Origin of the sequence: Catenulispora rubra (assembly GCF_015356825.1) — a bacterium.
In the GTDB taxonomy this organism is placed as follows: domain Bacteria; phylum Actinomycetota; class Actinomycetes; order Streptomycetales; family Catenulisporaceae; genus Catenulispora; species Catenulispora rubra.
This window is the reverse complement of record NZ_JAACYW010000027.1, coordinates 1-16,697: the sequence shown is the minus strand read 5'-3', so window position 1 is coordinate 16,697 and position 16,697 is coordinate 1. Positions and strand designations below refer to the sequence as shown.

At 70.4% G+C, this 16,697-nt stretch carries 17 protein-coding genes; 5 read left to right on the top strand and 12 right to left on the bottom strand.

Annotated elements, in window-relative coordinates; all coding sequences use genetic code 11:
• Nucleotides 1-18: 18 nt before the first annotated feature.
• The 6 genes from ruvC to GWK61_RS59420 all read right to left on the bottom strand — a co-directional run bounded on the left by ruvC (nucleotide 19) and on the right by GWK61_RS59420 (nucleotide 4,498).
• The gene (ruvC, locus tag GWK61_RS10600) at nucleotides 19-531 is read right to left on the bottom strand and encodes a crossover junction endodeoxyribonuclease RuvC (protein WP_194907844.1); all 513 of its coding nucleotides are present in this window, start codon (nucleotides 529-531) and stop codon (nucleotides 19-21) included.
• A 150-nt stretch (nucleotides 532-681) separates the two neighbouring features.
• Entirely contained in the window at nucleotides 682-1,437 is a 756-nt protein-coding gene (locus tag GWK61_RS10595) for a YebC/PmpR family DNA-binding transcriptional regulator (RefSeq protein ID WP_194907842.1), read from the bottom strand.
• Nucleotides 1,438-1,465: 28 nt separating this feature from the next.
• A complete protein-coding gene (gene pdxT, locus GWK61_RS10590; RefSeq protein ID WP_194907841.1) occupies nucleotides 1,466-2,080 on the bottom strand; it encodes a pyridoxal 5'-phosphate synthase glutaminase subunit PdxT in 615 nt (204 codons plus the stop codon).
• 4 nt (nucleotides 2,081-2,084) lie between these two features.
• A complete protein-coding gene (gene pdxS, locus GWK61_RS10585; RefSeq protein ID WP_194907839.1) occupies nucleotides 2,085-2,996 on the bottom strand; it encodes a pyridoxal 5'-phosphate synthase lyase subunit PdxS in 912 nt (303 codons plus the stop codon).
• 209 nt (nucleotides 2,997-3,205) lie between these two features.
• Entirely contained in the window at nucleotides 3,206-3,748 is a 543-nt protein-coding gene (locus GWK61_RS10580) for a LemA family protein (protein WP_194907830.1), read from the bottom strand.
• Between the two features lie 228 nt (nucleotides 3,749-3,976).
• Entirely contained in the window at nucleotides 3,977-4,498 is a 522-nt protein-coding gene (locus GWK61_RS59420; RefSeq protein ID WP_194907828.1) for a CGNR zinc finger domain-containing protein, read from the bottom strand.
• A 37-nt stretch (nucleotides 4,499-4,535) separates the two neighbouring features.
• Here GWK61_RS59420 and GWK61_RS10570 point away from each other — a divergent pair, with 37 nt between their 5' ends.
• Nucleotides 4,536-5,243 carry a hypothetical protein gene (locus GWK61_RS10570; protein ID WP_194907826.1) on the top strand — a complete coding sequence of 236 codons (708 nt, stop codon included), beginning with the start codon at nucleotides 4,536-4,538 and terminating at the stop codon, nucleotides 5,241-5,243.
• Between the two features lie 10 nt (nucleotides 5,244-5,253).
• Here the strand turns inward: GWK61_RS10570 and GWK61_RS59415 are convergent, their stop codons facing one another.
• The 4 genes from GWK61_RS59415 to GWK61_RS10550 form a co-directional block, all read right to left on the bottom strand.
• Nucleotides 5,254-6,441 (bottom strand): glycosyltransferase family 4 protein, encoded by a 1,188-nt coding sequence (locus GWK61_RS59415; protein ID WP_194907824.1) that lies wholly within the window; start codon nucleotides 6,439-6,441, stop codon nucleotides 5,254-5,256.
• Nucleotides 6,438-7,505, bottom strand: a complete 1,068-nt coding sequence (locus GWK61_RS10560; RefSeq protein WP_194907822.1) for a phosphatidylinositol mannoside acyltransferase — start codon at nucleotides 7,503-7,505, stop codon at nucleotides 6,438-6,440. Before GWK61_RS10560 ends, GWK61_RS59415 begins: the two co-directional genes overlap by 4 nt.
• Complete coding sequence (pgsA, locus tag GWK61_RS10555; RefSeq protein WP_194907819.1) at nucleotides 7,502-8,119, bottom strand: phosphatidylinositol phosphate synthase; 618 nt, start codon at nucleotides 8,117-8,119, stop codon at nucleotides 7,502-7,504. Before pgsA ends, GWK61_RS10560 begins: the two co-directional genes overlap by 4 nt.
• Before the next feature lie 148 nt (nucleotides 8,120-8,267).
• The gene (locus tag GWK61_RS10550; protein ID WP_194907968.1) at nucleotides 8,268-8,609 is read right to left on the bottom strand and encodes an alpha-isopropylmalate synthase regulatory domain-containing protein; all 342 of its coding nucleotides are present in this window, start codon (nucleotides 8,607-8,609) and stop codon (nucleotides 8,268-8,270) included.
• On the opposite strand from GWK61_RS10550, the gene GWK61_RS59410 reads away from it, so the two are divergent.
• Together GWK61_RS59410 and GWK61_RS10540 are read left to right on the top strand one after the other, a co-directional pair.
• Entirely contained in the window at nucleotides 8,597-9,277 is a 681-nt protein-coding gene (locus GWK61_RS59410; RefSeq protein ID WP_194907817.1) for a FadR/GntR family transcriptional regulator, read from the top strand. The two genes, GWK61_RS10550 and GWK61_RS59410, sit on opposite strands and share 13 nt — an antisense overlap.
• Nucleotides 9,278-9,477: 200 nt before the next feature.
• The gene (locus GWK61_RS10540) at nucleotides 9,478-11,667 is read left to right on the top strand and encodes an elongation factor G-like protein EF-G2 (protein WP_194907815.1); all 2,190 of its coding nucleotides are present in this window, start codon (nucleotides 9,478-9,480) and stop codon (nucleotides 11,665-11,667) included.
• Nucleotides 11,668-11,822: 155 nt separating this feature from the next.
• Here the strand turns inward: GWK61_RS10540 and GWK61_RS10535 are convergent, their stop codons facing one another.
• Complete coding sequence (locus GWK61_RS10535) at nucleotides 11,823-12,227, bottom strand: thiol-disulfide oxidoreductase DCC family protein (RefSeq protein WP_194907813.1); 405 nt, start codon at nucleotides 12,225-12,227, stop codon at nucleotides 11,823-11,825.
• A 4-nt stretch (nucleotides 12,228-12,231) separates the two neighbouring features.
• Entirely contained in the window at nucleotides 12,232-12,810 is a 579-nt protein-coding gene (locus tag GWK61_RS10530) for an HIT family protein (RefSeq protein ID WP_323747490.1), read from the bottom strand.
• 158 nt (nucleotides 12,811-12,968) lie between these two features.
• On the opposite strand from GWK61_RS10530, the gene GWK61_RS10525 reads away from it, so the two are divergent.
• Both GWK61_RS10525 and GWK61_RS10520 read left to right on the top strand, forming a co-directional pair.
• The gene (locus tag GWK61_RS10525) at nucleotides 12,969-15,506 is read left to right on the top strand and encodes a DEAD/DEAH box helicase (protein ID WP_194907811.1); all 2,538 of its coding nucleotides are present in this window, start codon (nucleotides 12,969-12,971) and stop codon (nucleotides 15,504-15,506) included.
• Between the two features lie 155 nt (nucleotides 15,507-15,661).
• Nucleotides 15,662-16,504: a site-2 protease family protein gene (locus tag GWK61_RS10520; RefSeq protein ID WP_194907809.1), complete on the top strand. Its 843-nt coding sequence runs from the start codon at nucleotides 15,662-15,664 to the stop codon at nucleotides 16,502-16,504.
• The last annotated feature ends 193 nt before the right edge of the window (nucleotides 16,505-16,697 follow it).

The window sequence follows — 16,697 nt, the reverse complement described above, 5'->3', positions numbered from 1 at the left end:
ATCGTTGCTTACTGCTATTCATCGTTGCTTCGCGATCGCCGCGGCCAGCCGGTTCTGCGCCGTCCCCCGCCAGATGTGGCAGATGGCCAGCGCCGCGGCGTCGGCGGCGTCGGCCGGCTTCGGCGGCTCGGCCAGCCGCAGGACCCGCGCCACCATCGTGGCCACCTGGTCCTTGTCGGCGCGTCCGGATCCGCTGATCGCCGCCTTCACCTCGCTGGGCGTGTGCAGCGCCACCGGCAGCCCGTGCCGCGCGGCCACCAGCATCGCGACCGCGCTGGCCTGCGCGGTGCCCATCACGGTGCTGACGTTGTGCTGGCTGAAGACCCGCTCCACCGCGACCGCCTCGGGCCGGTGCTCGGTGAGCCACGCCTCCAGCCCCTGTTCGATGGCCAGCAGCCGCCGCGAGAGGTCCATGCTCGCCGGGGTGCGGATGACGCCGACCCCGACCAGCGTCAGCGGCCGTCCGGGCGTGCCCTCGACGACGCCCACGCCGCACCGCGTCAGTCCCGGATCGACCCCCAGCACCCGCACGCGCGACCGACCGACCTTTCGTTCCCTGAGATGTCGCCTGAAACAGCAGTTCTCTTGTTCAGGGAAGCCTAGTGGCGCGGGGGGACACAATGAGGGAGCCGGGCCCACGCTCGCGGATCCGGCTCCCACATATGCACATATGCCGCCTTGTCAGGCGTCGATCTTCTCCATGACCTCGTCGGAGACGTCGAAGTTGGCGTAGACGTTCTGCACGTCGTCGCTGTCCTCCAGCGCCTCGATGAGGCGGAACACCTTGCGCGCGCCGTCCTCGTCCAGCTCGACCTGCACCGAGGGCAGGAAGGAGGACTCGGCCGACTCGTAGTCGATCCCGGCGCCCTGCAGCGCGGTGCGCACCGGGATCAGGTCCCCGGCCTCGCTGACCACCTCGAAGGACTCGCCGAGGTCGTTGACCTCCTCGGCGCCGGCCTCCAGCACCGCCAGCAGGATGTCGTCCTCGCTCAGGCTGCCGGCCTTGGGGACGATCACGACACCCTTGCGGGCGAACATGTACGACACCGAGCCCGGGTCGGCCATCGACCCGCCGTTGCGGGTCATGGCCACCCGCACCTCGGAGGCGGCGCGGTTGCGGTTGTCGGTCAGGCACTCGATCAGCACCGCCACGCCGTTCGGCGCGTAGCCCTCGTACATGATGGTCTGCCAGTCGGCGCCGCCGGCCTCCGCACCGGACCCGCGCTTGACCGCGCGGTCGATGTTGTCGGCCGGGACCGAGTTCTTCTTGGCCTTCTGCACCGCGTCGAAGAGCGTGGGGTTACCTGTCACATCTCCGCCGCCGGTCTTGGCCGCGACTTCGATGTTCTTGATCAGCCGGGCGAACAGCTTGCCGCGCTTGGCGTCGATGACCGCCTTCTTGTGCTTGGTGGTCGCCCATTTGGAGTGGCCGGACATTACCCCTGCTCCCTAACTACGAATTCATTCAGGCTGCGTCGCGGTCGTTCACCATGGCCACGAAGTACTCGTGGACCCGGTGGTCCGCGGTCAGCTCCGGATGGAAGGACGTCGCCAGCAGGTTTCCCTGCCGGACTGCGACGATCCTACCGATAGCCGGGCCACTGGTGACGCGTGCCAGCACCTCGACACCCTCGTCGAGCTCCTCCACCCACGGCGCGCGGATGAAGACGCCGGTCAGTTCTCCGATTCCGTCGAAGCCGATCGGCTCCTCGAAGGACTCGGTCTGCCGCCCGAAGGCGTTGCGCCGCACGGTGATCGGCAGCCCGCCGAAGGTCTCCTGACCGGCGGCGGCGTCGGTGATCCGGTCGGCCAGCATGATCATCCCGGCGCAGGTGCCGAAGGCCGGCATCCCGTCGGCGATCCGCTTGCGCACCGGGACGAACATCTCGGCCGTGGTGGCGAGCTTCCACATCGCGGTGGACTCCCCGCCGGGCACGACCAGCGCGTCGACCGCGTCCAGATCGGCCGGGCGGCGCACCGGCGCGGTGTTCGCGCCGACCGCCGTCAGCGACGCGACGTGCTCGCGGAAGTCGCCCTGCAGCGCGAGCACGCCGATCGTCTTGGTACCGCTGTCCCCCATGGGGTTACCAGCCGCGGGAGGCGTAGCGCTGCTCGTCCGGCAGCGTGTCGATGTTGATGCCGACCATCGCCTCGCCGAGGTTGCGGGAGACCTTGGCGATCAGGTCCGCGTCGTCGTAGTGCGTGGTGGCCTCGACGATCGCCTTGGCGCGCTTGGGGGCGTCGCCGGACTTGAAGATGCCGGAGCCGACGAACACGCCCTCGGCGCCGAGCTGCATCATCATCGCGGCGTCGGCCGGCGTGGCCAGACCGCCGGCGGTGAACAGCACGACCGGCAGCTTGCTGGTGCGCGCGACCTCCTTGACCAGCTCGTACGGGGCCTGGTGGTTCTTGGCGGCGAGGAACAGCTCGGACTCGTCCAGCGTGGTCAGCTTGCGGATGTCGGCGCGCAGCTGGCGCATGTGCCGGGTGGCCTCCACGACGTTGCCGGTGCCGGCCTCGCCCTTGGAGCGGATCATCGCCGCGCCCTCGGCGATCCGGCGCAGGGCCTCGCCGAGGTTGGTGGCGCCGCAGACGAAGGGGACGGTGAACGCCCACTTGTCGATGTGGTGGGTCTCGTCGGCGGGGGTGAGCACCTCGGACTCGTCGATGTAGTCCACGCCGAGCGCCTGCAGCACCTGGGCCTCGACGAAGTGGCCGATCCGGGCCTTGGCCATGACCGGGATCGAGACGGCCTCGATGATGCCGTCGATCATGTCGGGGTCGCTCATCCGGGCCACGCCGCCGTCCTTGCGGATGTCGGCGGGCACCCGCTCCAGCGCCATGACCGCGACCGCGCCGGCGTCCTCGGCGACCTTGGCCTGCTCGGCGTTGACGACGTCCATGATCACGCCGCCCTTGAGCATCTCGGCCATGCCGCGCTTGACGCGGGCGGTACCGATCTCCGGAGCCTGCGCGGTGTTCTCGTTCACGGACACGGATGACCTCACAAGGGAAGGATTATCGGATGATGAGCGGACTGCTCCCGATGCACCATCCTAGAGGGCGCGCAAGTGTGATCCACCTGACAATGTGGCCAGGTCAGGATGCGGGAGTGGACGGTGAGGCGGCTTGTGTCGGACGGGGAACGTCATCACCGCAGGTCCGTGACGCCCCTTACACACAACGCGCCCCTTACACCTTACCGCTAGGTGGAGGCCATCCCGCGCAAACCGACGGGTTCCTCGTCGTCCATCTCGAAGGTGTCCGGGAACGGCGCGTGCCCGGCCAGCCGGAACCACCGCACCAGCCGCTGCCGCCGGAGCACCCACGTGACGCGGACGGCGTCGTTGTAGAAGTGCCGCGCCAGCTGCACGCGCCGGCAGGAGGAGTCGAGCTCGAGCAGCAGCGCGCCCCCGCCGGGCCGCTCCTTGAGCGCGAGGCTTTCCTTGGGGTCTTCGAAGACGTCGCGCAGCACCCGTGTCAGGTTGGTCTCGGCGAGGTCGCGGGAGTCGGCGGCGGCGTCCCGCGCGGTGTGCGCGGCGTCGTCGAGCAGGATAGAGGCGGCCGGATCGAGCAGCCGCGAGGCCGCGAGGTCCAGGGACACCGAGGCGCGCCGGACGAGCTGCGCGTCGAGCGCGGCCCAGGCGGCGTCGCGGCGGGTGTGCAGGCGGTCCAGCCGGTTGGCGGTCCAGCTGAGGTAGACGCCGATGAGCAGGACCACCGCTGCGGCGTAGACGAGGACGGACACGGTGGGTCAGCCTAGTGGGCGCGGAGCGTTTGAGGTGGGCGCGGCTGCTGCTGCGGCGGCGGGCGGGGCCTTCGGAGGCTGCGGGATGACTCCGACGCACCCGTTCGCAGCAACTTGAGACGCGATGCCTTGCGACACGCCCGGGGTGGGTTCGAGGCTGGTCGAAGCTTCAGTGCACACCGCTTTTGAGGTGGTGTGCCCCCGTGGTGGGTGGGGACTCTCCCCCGCTCAATCCTGCGCGGCCCCGGCCCGCGCCCGGTAGGCGGCCACCGTCGTGCGGCTCGCGCAGGCGTTGCCGCAGAAGCGCCGCGTGCGGTTGCGCGACTGGTCCACGAAGTAGTTCCCGCAGCCGGCGGCGGCGCAGCGTCCGAGGGTGACCGCCGGGTCCCCGGCCGCGACCAGGGCCAGCTTGGCGGCGACGAGCTGGCCGAGCCAGCGTTCGGCGGGGGCGCCGTTGCGGCTGAAGTGGATGTGCCAGCCGCCGAGGCCGTCGTGGTCGGAGAGGTGCATCTCCGGCGGGTAGTCGCGCAGCAGCCGGTGGACCGCGTCGGGGACGGCGCCGTCGACGAGTTGGGCCAGCGCCGTGGACACCAGCGCCGGCAGGCCGCCGTAGGCGCCGTCGGCCGGCGGCGTGACCTCGTGTTGGTCGAAGAAGGCCGCGACCAGTTCGCCGTCCTGGTCCAGGGTGCCGGTGTTGGCCAGCTCGACGGCCAGCCGGGTCACGTTCCCTATGTAGTCACCGTATTGCACTTGACCGCCTACATCATCAATTCCTACTGTAGGCGCCATGATAACTGACACCGCCTACATAGCCCGCCGCCTCCAGCTGCTCGGGGACTGGGACGCCGCGCTCGCGGTGCTGGCCCCGGACACCGAACCCGAGCTGAGGGCCGAGATCGCCTTCGAGCGCTGGATGTTCCAGTGGACCGGCCAGGACGAGGCCGAACAGGCGGTCGCCGCCCTCGACCAGGACACGCCGACGGCCCACCTCCTGCGCGCCCGCCTGGCCTACAGCCGCCTGCTCTTCAACCGCGACCCCCGCCCCGACGACCGCGCCGCCACCGAGGCCGGCTACCGCGACGCCCTCCGCGACGGCGACGACTCCACGCGCGCCTGGACGGAGTTCCACTGGGGCTGCCTGCTCGACAACATCGACGGCGACGCGGCCGCGGCCGCCCCGCACTTCGAGACCGCGCTCGAGTTCAGCGTGAAGCACGGCGACGCGGCCCTGGAGTCCATCGCGATCCGCCACCTGGCGGCCCGCGAGGAGCCCGCCGAGCGGATCCGGATGCTGCGACGATCGCTGAACCTGCGCGCCGCCCTGGCCGCCCGGCCGTACATCGCCGCAGCGCAGGCCACGTTGGCATCCCAGCTGCCCGAGGACGACCCCGAGCGCGCCGAGCTGATCGAGATCTACCTCGCGGCGGCCGCGGAGATGCGGATCCCGTGGCTGCTCGGCGGGCGGACCGGCAGCACCGAGGATTTCGAGGACTGACGGACCCGCCTCAGGGCTCCAGCACCTCGCGCGCGCCCAAAGCCTCGACCGCCGCCTCCGCCTCGGCGGCGCGCGCCAGCGAAGCCGCGTCCGTCGTCACCATCTCGTACACCGCCAGCAGGTCCGCGGCCACCACCGACCAGTCGTACCGCCGCACCGCGAGGGCCGCGGCCTCGGACAGGCGGGCGCGCTCGGTGGCGTCGTCGAGGAGTTCGATCGCGTCCTTCGCCAGGGCGTGCGCGTCGCCGGTCGGGAACAGCCGGCCCAGCGCGCCGCCCTGGAGCACCAGGCCGAAGGCGTCCAGGTCGCTGGCCAGGACCGGGGCTCCGGCGGACATCGCCTCGACCAGGATGATGCCGAAGCTCTCGCCGCCGAGGTTGGGGGCTACGTACACGTCCACGCTCGACAGCAGCCGGGCCTTATCCTCGTCGGAGAGGCGGCCCAGGAACTCCACCTGGCCGCGGACCGCGTCCGGCAGGAAGGCCGAGACCTCGTCGATGTCGCCGCCGCCGAGGACCAGGAGGCGGGCTCCGGGGCGGGCCGCGGCGATCTCGGGGAACGCCTCCAGCAGTGTCGCCAGGCCCTTGCGGGATTCGTTGATGCGGCCGATGAACGCCAGTGTGCCGCCCTGGCCGGGCTGCGTCTGCCACTCCGCCTTGGGCTCGGCGCGCTCGTAGAAGCCGACGTCCACGCCGTTCGGGATCACCACCGCGTCGCCGCCCAGGTGCTCCACCAGGGTGCGGCGCGCGTATTCGGACACGGCGATGCGGGCGCTGATCTTCTCCAGCGTCGGCTGCAGGATCGGGTACGCGACCGTCATGGCGCGCGAGCGCGGGTTGGCCGTGTGGAAGGTGGCGACGATCGGGCCGGAGCCGGCCCAGCACGCCAGCATCGACAGGCTCGGCGAGGACGGCTCGTGCACGTGCAGCACGTCGAACGCCCCGTCGTGCAGCCAGCGCCGCACCCGCGCGGCGGACAGGAAGCCGAAGTTCACGCGCGCCACCGAGCCGTTGTACGGCACCGGCACGGCCCGCCCGGCGTGCGTGACGTACGCCGGCAGCGAGGCCTCGTCGTCGGCCGGGGCCAGCACCGACACCTCGTGGCCCAGCCGGATCAGGTGCACGGCCAGGTCCCGGACGTGGTTCTGCACGCCGCCGGGGATGTCCCACGCGTAGGGGCAGACCACGCCGATCTTCACGACGCCTCCTCGGAGGAGGATGCAGAGGATTCAGCGGACGGTTCCGAGGGCGGTTCAGGGGTCGAATCAGAGGTCGATTCAGAGAACTCAGCAGGCAACGACTCGGCCGGCTCAGGCTCAGGCTTCGGCTTCGGCGCCTTGGCCGGGTCCAGATCCGCGAGGAAGAACTTCTGCATCATGTGCCAGTCCGTCGGATGCGCCGCGATCCCCTCGGCGTAGTTGTCCGCGAGCTGCTGGCACATGACGGCCACCTTCTCCGGCCGCTTCCCGTCCTCCGGAACCGGGATCTCCGGGCGCACCCTTATGCTCATCCGTCCATACGACGGGTACCAGAGCTGCACCGGCAGCAGCACCGCCCCGGTCTGCACCGCGAGCGCCGCCGGCCCCGCCGCGATCCGCGTGGCCTCGCCGAACATCGTCACCTGCGCCCCGTTGGCGCTCAGGTCCCGGTCGGCGACCAGCGCCACCGCCTTGCCCGCGCGCAGCCGCCGGGCCAGCGTCCCGAACACCGACGGCCCGCCGTCGTGCGGCAGCACCTCCATGCCCAGGCCGCGCCGGTAGTCCAGGAACTTCTCCGCCACCGACTCCGGCTTCAGGTGCTCGGCGACGGTGGTGAAGCCCTCGCCCATGAAGTTCACCAGCCAGACCCCGGCGTGGTCGTAGTTGCCGGTGTGCCCCAGCGCCATGATCACGCCGCGCCCGGAGGCCAGGGCCTCCTTCAAACGCCCTATGTCCTCGGGCGGGAAGTCGACGCCGTCCATGATCCGCGCCCGGCTCCACGTCGGAATGCGGAACTGCTCGCAGTACTGCCGCAGCGCCGAGCGCATCGCCCGGCGCGACACCGCGCGCAGCTGCGCCTCCGGCGTGTCCTTGCCGAGCACGCGCAGCAGGTTCTTCTCCAGCTGCCGCACCTGGCTGCCGCGCCGGGACCACAGCCGGTCGGCGATGACGTCGAACAGCCGGTACGCGGTGCGCTCCGGCAGCACTTTCACTATCGTCCACGCCGCGCCGTAGCCCCAGCTGACGACCCGTTCCTTGACGCCCCCCGCGTTCCCCGCGCTCACGCGACCGCCTCCCCCTTGAGCAGTACCTTGCGAACCAGCAGCACCCGCTGAACCAGCGTGACCAACGACCCGACGGCGATGGCCCACAGCGTGACGGCCTGGATGTACGGCACGCCCAGCCCCGACAGCCCGGTCGCCACCAGCGACCCGACCAGCCGCTCGCTGCGCTCGACGTAGCCGACGTTGGCGTTCACCCCGAGCCCCTCGGCTCGGGCCCGCGCGTAGGACACCACGGCGCCCAGCGCCATGATCGTGAGACAGAGCCCGAACATCACCGGCTGGTTCCCGCCGCGGGCGAACCAGTACGCCAGCCCGCCGAAGATCGCGGCGTCCCCGAGCCGGTCCAGCGTGGAGTCCCAGAACGCCCCGAACTTGTCGGTGCGCTCCAGGATGCGCGCCATGGTGCCGTCGACCAGGTCGGAGAACACGAACGCGGTGATGACCACCGTCCCGACGAAGAACGACCCCCGCGGGTAGAAACACAGCGCACCGGCGATCACGCCGAGCGTGCCGACCAGCGTCACCGCGTCCGGACTGATCTTCATCTTCAGGAAGAACTTGGCAGTCGGGGTGAAGACGGCGGTGAAGAAGGCACGCGCGTAACGGTTGAGCATGACCGTCCAAAAATCGGGTACGTGGGGATCGGTGGGGCGTCTGTACCGCGGCCAGCCGACCGCGAGGCCATCATAGGGGTCCGGCCGCTCCCGCCGACCCGCGGTGGCCGGGTTTCCCCCTGCGAACCCGGCGCCTCCGAACGGATCATCAGGCCAGGTCGGGCACCCTCTCACCACCCCGATCCAGCCCCTGGTTGAGCGCTGAGACAGCGGCCCGCACCATCGCGGTGAGCACCGAGGTGTCCATGCCGACGCCCCAGACCTCGCGGCCGTCGACCCGCGAGCGGAGGTAGCAGGCCGCCACCGCGACGGCGCCCTCGGAGACCGCGTGTTCGGAGTAGTCGAGGATGTCGAACCGTATCCCGGCCTTGCCCAGCGCCACGGTCAGCGCGGACATTGGCCCGTTCCCGGACCCCGACACCGGGATCACGCTGCCGCCCGCGGTGACCACGGTCGCCGCGACCCGGTGGTGGCCCCGTGACCCTCCGATCGATCCAGCCCACCCCGCTCGTCGAGCAGGCCGCCGCGCAGCTGCGCGAGCAGATCACCGGCGGGTCCTGGCCGGTCGGCACCAAGCTCCCCGGCGAGACCACGCTGGCCGGCTCCCTCGGCGTCGGCCGCTCCACGGTCCGCGAGGCGATCCGCGCGCTGGCCGGCGAGGGGCTGCTCCAGCCGCGGCAGGGTGCCGGGGTGTTCGTGCTGGCCACCGAGTCCCGGACGGATCTGGCCGACCACCTGCGCAAAGCCTCGCTGGCCGATCTCTACGAGGTCCGGATGATGATCGAGACCCGCGCCGCGCGGCTGGCCGCCGAGCGCCGCACCCCGGCCGACGCCGCCGCGCTGGAGGCCGCGCTGGAGCGCCGGACCCGGGCCGCGCGCCGCTCCGACGAGGAGTTCATCGAGGCCGACGTCGCCCTGCACACGGCCGTGGTGGCGGCCGCCGGGAACCCGGTGCTCACGGCCCTGTTCGAGCAGTTCGTCCCGACCCTGCGCGAGGCGCTGACCGACCTGGTCCGGCGCAGCGGCCGGGCCGACGAGAACCTCGGGCACGCCGCGCACGCCGCCCTGGTCGCCGCGGTCGCCGAGGGCAACCCGGACCGGGCCGAGACCGTGGTCTCCGAGGAGATCACCTCGACTCCCCTGCGCCGGATCCCGTGACCAACCGGTGCGACCCGTGAACAGCCCGTGAACCGCTCGGGCCCCGCCCCCTTGTGGCATGTCGCATATAGGAGTTGGCTGCAAGGAACAGCCGGGTAACGAAGTATGTACAGCTGGTACAACCGCTACCCCAGTGTCATGACAAGATCGGCTCCGGCTCAGAGAAGAGCCGCCCTGACACAGGAAAAGGAGCACGCTCGATGGCGGACAAATCAGGCGGACAGGGCGGCCACGCCGGGGCCGCCGGCAGGGTGACGACGCCCTCCCGGCCCGCGCGGATCCGGAACGTGGTCCTGGTCGGCCACACCGGGGCCGGCAAGACCACGCTCGCCGAGTCGCTGTTGGCCGCGACCGGCGCGGTGAACCGTCCCGGCCGGGTCGAGGAGGGCACCACCGTCACCGACTTCGACGAGGTCGAGCAGCGCCAGCAGCGCTCGGTCGCGCTGGCGCTGGCCCCGGTGGAGTTCGAGGGGATCAAGATCAACCTGCTGGACGCCCCGGGCTACGCCGACTTCGTCGGCGACCTGCGCGCCGGGCTGCGGGCCGCGGACGCCGCGCTGTTCGTCGTGTCGGCCGCCGACGGAGTCGACGGCTCCACGCGCCTGCTGTGGGAGGAGTGCGCGGCGGTCGGGATGCCGCGCGCCGTGGTGGTCACCAAGCTGGACTCCGCGCGCGCCGACTTCGACGAGATGGTGCTGATCTGCCAGCGCATCTTCGGCGACGGCGTGCAGCCGCTGTACCTGCCGCTGCTGGACGACGAGGAGCACGTCGGCGGCGTCATCGGGCTGCTGTCCCAGCGGATCTTCGAGTACTCCGACGGCGAGCGCACCGAGCGGGACGCGGAGGAGGCGCACCGCGAGGGCGTGGAGAACGCCCGCAACGCCCTGATCGAGGGGATCATCGCCGAGAGCGAGGACGAGACCCTCATGGACCGCTACCTGGGCGGCGAGGACCTGGACGTCGACGTGCTGATCGACGACCTGGAGAAGGCGGTGGCCCGCGGCTCGTTCTACCCGGTGCTCCCGTACTCGGCGATCGTCTCCGGGACGGTCGCCGCGCCCCCGGCGCTGGGCGCGATCGAGCTGCTGGAGCTGATGGCGAAGGCCTTCCCCTCGCCGCTGGAGCACGAGGTGCCGCCGGTGACCACGCCGGAGGGCAAGCCGAAGGGGCCGCTGGCCTGCGACCCGGAGGGGCCGCTGGTGGCCGAGGTGGTGAAGACCTCGACCGACCCCTACGTCGGGCGGATCAGCCTGGTGCGGGTGTTCTCCGGCACGCTGCGCCCCGACGTCCCGGTGCACGTCTCCGGGCACGGCCAGGAGGCCCGCGGGCACGCCGACCACGACGTCGACGAGCGCGTCGGCGCGCTGTCCAGCCCGCTGGGCAAGGTGCAGCGCGGGATCGACGCCGGGATCGCCGGGGACATCGTCGCGGTGGCCAAGCTGCTGCACGCCGAGAGCGGCGACACGCTGTCCGGCAAGGACGACCCGATGCTGATCGAGCAGTGGCTGATGCCGGACCCGCTGCTGCCGATCGCGATCCGCGCGCACGCCAAGAGCGACGAGGACAAGCTGTCGCAGTCGCTGTCCCGGCTGGTCGCCGAGGACGCCACGCTGCGCCTGGAGATGAACCCCGAGACCCGGCAGCTGGTGCTGTGGTGCATGGGCGAGGCCCACATGGACCTGGTCCTGGACCGGCTGAAGAACAAGTTCGGCGTGGCCGTGGACACCGTCTCGCACCGCATCTCGCTGCGCGAGACCTTCGGCGGCGCGGCCAAGGGCCACGGCCGGCACGTCAAGCAGTCCGGCGGCCACGGCCAGTACGCCATCTGCGACATCGAGGTCACCCCGCTGCCCTCCGGCAGCGGCTTCGAGTTCGTGGACAAGGTGGTCGGCGGCGCGGTGCCCCGCAACTTCATCCCGTCGGTGGAGAAGGGCGTGCGGGCGCAGATGGAGCGCGGCGTCGCGGCCGGCTACCCGGTGATCGACCTGCGCGTGACGCTGTACGACGGCAAGGCGCACTCGGTGGACTCCAGCGACATGGCCTTCCAGACCGCCGGCGCGCTGGCCCTGAAGGACGCCGCGGCCAAGACCAGCATCCTGCTGCTGGAGCCGGTCGACAGCCTGGAGATCCAGGTCGCCGACGAGTACGTGGGCGCGGTCATGGGCGACCTGTCCTCGCGCCGCGGCCGGGTGTCGGGCTCCGAGCCCGGGGACAACGGCCGGACCGTGATCCGCGCCGACGCCCCGGAGGTGGAGATCGCGCGCTATGCGATCGAGCTGCGGTCGCTGTCGCACGGGACCGGCACGTTCACCCGCAACTACCTGGGACACGAGCCGATGCCGCCGCAGCTGGCGACGAAGGTGAAGGCGGAGGTCGAGCAGGAGGACTGAGGACTCTGTCCTCCGACTCCACGCGGGCAGTTCCCTGAGGACGGTTCCATAAGGACAGTTCCGTGAGGACCAGTCCGTGAGTACAAGTACGTGAGCACAAAAGAGCCCCGCCGGGTCTTTCCCGGCGGGGCTCTTCAGGGTTGTGGTGCGGCGTCTCAGACCGACGCACTCTCACGCGGCGTCGGCGGCAGCGCGCACGCAGCCGTGCCTCCGGGCATCCGCTGGCGGTTGTTCGCGATCAGGCGGTACACGCCGGCCGCGACCCAGCGGATCGGCGGCATGCGCAGGGCCCAGCCCGCCGCGGCGTAAATCCCCCCGGCGGTAAGCAAAAGGCGCGCAATAGCCTGCGCGCCTCCGTGGATCCGGCCTGTCGGGTCCACCAACAACACTTCGTGGTTGGCCCGCTCCGGGGTTGTCCCGTATGCCGCGAGGTCTGCGAACTGGTATGGAGTCACCTCCGCTGTGATCGGGAGGCGCTTGAGGACGTTGACCGAGCGCGTGCAGAAGCCACAGTCTCCGTCGAAGATCAGAACCGGCTTGGGGAAGCTGCCCTCGTCCATGACCTCAGTCTACGGGCCACTCGTCCGCCAACAGCTTGCGGGTTTCCCCCAGCAGCTGCGGCAGCACCTTCGTGTGGCCGACGACCGGCATGAAGTTCGTGTCCCCGCCCCAGCGCGGCACCACGTGCTGGTGCAGGTGCGCGGCGATGCCCGCGCCCGCGACGTCGCCCTGGTTCATACCGATGTTGAAGCCCTGCGCGCCGGAGGCCGCGCGCACCGCGGTCATCGCGCGCTTCGTGAAGTCCGCGAGCTCCGCGGTCTCCGGGAGGGTCAGGTCCGTGTAGTCCGCCACGTGCCGGTACGGGACCACCATCAGGTGCCCGCCGTTGTAGGGGTACAGGTTCAGCACCGCGTAGACCAGCTCTCCGCGGGCGATGATCAGCCCCTCCTCGTCGCTCAGCGACGGGATGCGGCAGAACGGGTCCTCCCCGGCCGCCGGGCCGGTCGGCTTGTTCTCGCCCTTGATGTACGCCATGCGGTGCGGCGTCCACAGCCGCCGGAAGCCGTCCGGCTCCCCGACACCGTCCTGCCCCTGAAGGTCGGCCGCCTGGTTCGGGTCGCTGGGCGAATCGGGCATGGTCATGACACGAAGCTTAGGCGGTGCCGCTTTCGAGACGGAATAGCGCCCTGAGGATCACCGCCGTAGATCGTTCTGGTCCGCGGCGACACCGTTCTTCGTGATGCGGAGCTCACCGTGGGTGCCCCGGGCTCACCCGGCGACCGCATATTGTTGAAGCCACTATGACCCTCACCGATCGCCTGCCCGCCACCGACGACCCCGACGCCCTGTTCGACGCCTTCAGCGCGTGGGCCGGCGAGCAGGGGATCACCCTCTATCCGGCGCAGGAGGAGGCGCTGCTGGAGGTGGTCACCGGGGCCAACCTGATCCTGTCCACGCCCACCGGCTCCGGCAAGTCGCTGGTCGCCGCCGGCGCGCACTTCGCCGCGCTCGCCCGCTACCGCGACGACCCCCGGCAGCGCACCTTCTACACCGCGCCGATCAAGGCGCTGGTGAGCGAGAAGTTCTTCTCGCTGTGCGCCATCTTCGGGGCCGACAAGGTCGGCATGCTGACCGGCGACGCCAGTGTGAACCCGAACGCGCCGATCATCTGCTGCACCGCCGAGGTGCTGGCCAACCACGCGCTGCGCGAGGGCACCGAGGCCGACATCGGCCAGGTCGTGATGGACGAGTTCCACTTCTACGCCGAGCCGGACCGGGGCTGGGCCTGGCAGGTGCCGATCCTGGAGCTGCCGAAGGCGCAGTTCGTGCTGATGTCGGCGACGCTCGGTGACGTCACGCGCTTCGAGAAGGACCTGACGCGGCGCACCGGACGCCCGACGGCGGTGGTCTCCTCCGGGCAGCGTCCCGTGCCGCTGTACTACTCGTACTCCGAGACGCCTCTGCACGAGACTCTGGAAGAGCTTCTGCAGACCAACCAGGCGCCGATCTACGTCGTGCACTTCACCCAGGCCGCGGCCATCGAGCGCGCGCAGGCGCTGATGAGCGTCAACGTGTGCACCAAGGAGGAGAAGGCCAGGATCGCCGACATGATCGGCAACTTCCGGTTCACCGCGGGCTTCGGCAAGACGCTGTCCCGGCTGGTCCGGCACGGGATCGGCGTGCACCACGCCGGCATGCTGCCGAAGTACCGCCGGCTGGTGGAGCTGCTGGCGCAGGCCGGACTGTTGAAGGTGATCTGCGGGACGGACACCCTCGGCGTCGGGATCAACGTGCCGATCCGGACCGTGCTGTTCACCGGTCTGACCAAGTACGACGGCGTGCGGACCCGCCAGCTCAAGGCGCGCGAGTTCCACCAGATCGCCGGGCGCGCCGGCCGGGCCGGCTACGACAGCGCCGGGTACGTGGTGGCGCAGGCTCCCGAGCACGAGGTGGAGAACTCCAAGCGCGTGGCCAAGGCCGGCGGCGACAAGAAGAAGCTGTCGCGCGTGGTCCGGGTGAAGGCGCCGGACGGGTTCGTCTCCTGGGGCAAGCCCAGCTTCGAGCGGATGGTCTCGGCCGAGCCGGAGCCGCTGACGTCCAGCTTCCAGGTGAGCCACGCGATGCTGCTGAACGTCATCAGCCGGCCCGGCGACGCCTTCGACGCGATGCGGCACCTGCTGGAGGACAACCACGAGGACCGCAAGTCGCAGCTGAAGCTGATCCGCAAGGCGATCGCCATCTACCGCGCGCTGCTGGCCGCCGGCATCGTCGAGCAGCTCGACCAGGTGGACGAGCAGGGCCGGATCGTGCGGCTGACCAAGGACCTGCAGTTCGACTTCGCACTGAACCAGCCGCTGTCGCCGTTCGCTCTGGCGACGCTGGAGTTGCTGGAGCCGGAGTCGCCGACCTATGCGCTGGACGCGCTGTCGGTCATCGAGTCGACGCTGGACAACCCTCGGCAGGTCCTGTCCGCGCAGCAGAACAAGGCGCGCGGCGAGGCGGTCGCGGAGATGAAGGCGGACGGGATCGAGTACGAGGAGCGTATGGAGCTCCTGGAGAGGGTCACGTATCCGAAACCTCTGGACGAGATGCTTCAGGCGGCTTATGACGTCTACAAGCGCAGCTCTCCCTGGGTCGCGGACTATGAGGTCGCTCCAAAGTCCGTGGCGCGGGACATGTTCGAGCGCGCTATGACGTTCGCGGAGTACGTGAGCTTCTATACGCTTCCGCGCTCTGAAGGACTGCTTCTGCGCTACCTCGCGGACGCCTATAAGGCGCTGAAGCACACGATGCCCGAGGAGATGCGCAACGACGAGGTCGACGACCTCATCGAATGGCTCGGCGAGATGGTGCGCCAGGTCGACTCCTCGCTGCTCGACGAGTGGGAGGAGCTCGTCAACCCGGGTGAAGAGACCGCAGCTGTCTCTCCGCACAACTTCGACGAGCGCCCGCCGCCGGTCACCGCGAACGCCCGCGCGTTCCGCGTCATGGTGCGCAACGAGCTGTTCCACCGCGTCGAGCTGTTCGCGCTGCGGAAGTACGACGACCTCGGCGAGCTGGACGCGGCCGCCGGCTGGGACTCGGAGAAGTGGTACTACGCGATCGAGGACTACTTCGACACCCACGACGAGCTCGGGACCGGGCCGGACGCGCGCGGGCCGAAGCTGCTGGTGATCGACGAGAATCCGGAGGGGCGGCCGGGCTTCTGGCTGGTCCGTCAGATCTTCGACGATCCCGAGAGTTACCACGACTGGGGCATCAGCGCCGAGGTGGACCTGGCCGCCAGCGACGAGGCCGGGACCGCCGTGGTGACGGTGACGGATGTCAGTCAGCTGTAGGGGCTGGGATTGTCGGTAGTACGCGGGGATCGTTCGGCGATGCTTCATCGTTGGTCGGTTGGAAGACCTACGATGGCGCGGCGACGATGCCCGCGTCGAGGAACACCGGCCCGCGATGAGACGAAGACCCCGCCGAACCCGAGGTGAGTGACCCGATGGCCCGCAAGAACCTGCGCCTGATCAAGCCCGGCGAATACCGGCCCGACTGGTCGCAGTCGGCGCGCGGCGGCGGCATCTCGCCGATCTTCCTGGCGCTCCTCGCCGGCTTCGCGGCCAGCGGTTTCGCCCTGTACAAGGGATACGGCAGCAACCGCGCGGGGGTGTTCATCTTCGTCCTCTGCGGCTGGCTGATCTCACTGTGCCTGCACGAGTTCATGCACGCCGCCGCGGCGTACTGGGGCGGCGACCACACCGTGGCGCGCAAGGGGTACCTGCGCCTGGACCCGCGCGCGTACGGGCACCCGGTCCTGACGTTCGTGCTGCCGCTGTTCTTCCTGCTGATCGGCGGCCTGCCGCTGCCCGGCGGCGCGGTGGCGATCGAGTCGCACCGGCTGCGCGGGAAGTGGAAGGACTCGCTGGTCTCGGCGGCCGGGCCGGCGGTGAACGTGGTGTTCTCGATCGTGCTGCTCGTGGTGCTGGGCACGTGGGGGCCGCCCTTTATCTTCACGCCGACCGTCCCGGACCACGCCGCGCTGTGGTCGGCGCTGACGTTCCTGGCGTACATCCAGATCGCCAGCGCGATATTGAACCTGCTGCCGATCCCCGGCCTGGACGGCTACGGGATCATCGAGCCCTTCCTGAGCGCGGACTGGCGGCGGATCGGCGCGCAGATCGCGCCGTACGGGATCCTGATCGTGTTCGCGCTGCTGTACGCGCTCGGGCCGGACCGGAACTTCATCGCGCAGTGGACGCATGACATCTTGTCCCCGCATTCGCCGCCCAACGGCTATTTCTACGGGTACAACCTGTTCAAGTTCTGGGGCAGCGTCAACGGGTGACGGCCCGGTAGCACGGTAGAGCAGTAGCAGAGCGCCCGCCGCAGACCGAAGTCCACGGCGGGCGCCGAGTCTGCTTGTCGCGCCGACGCTACGCCAGCCCGGCCCGCCGCAGCGCGTCGGCCAGCGCGCCCTGCGGCTCGCTGCTTCCGCCGCCACGCCGGTCGCCGCCGCGGCCACCGCCGCCGCCCTGGCC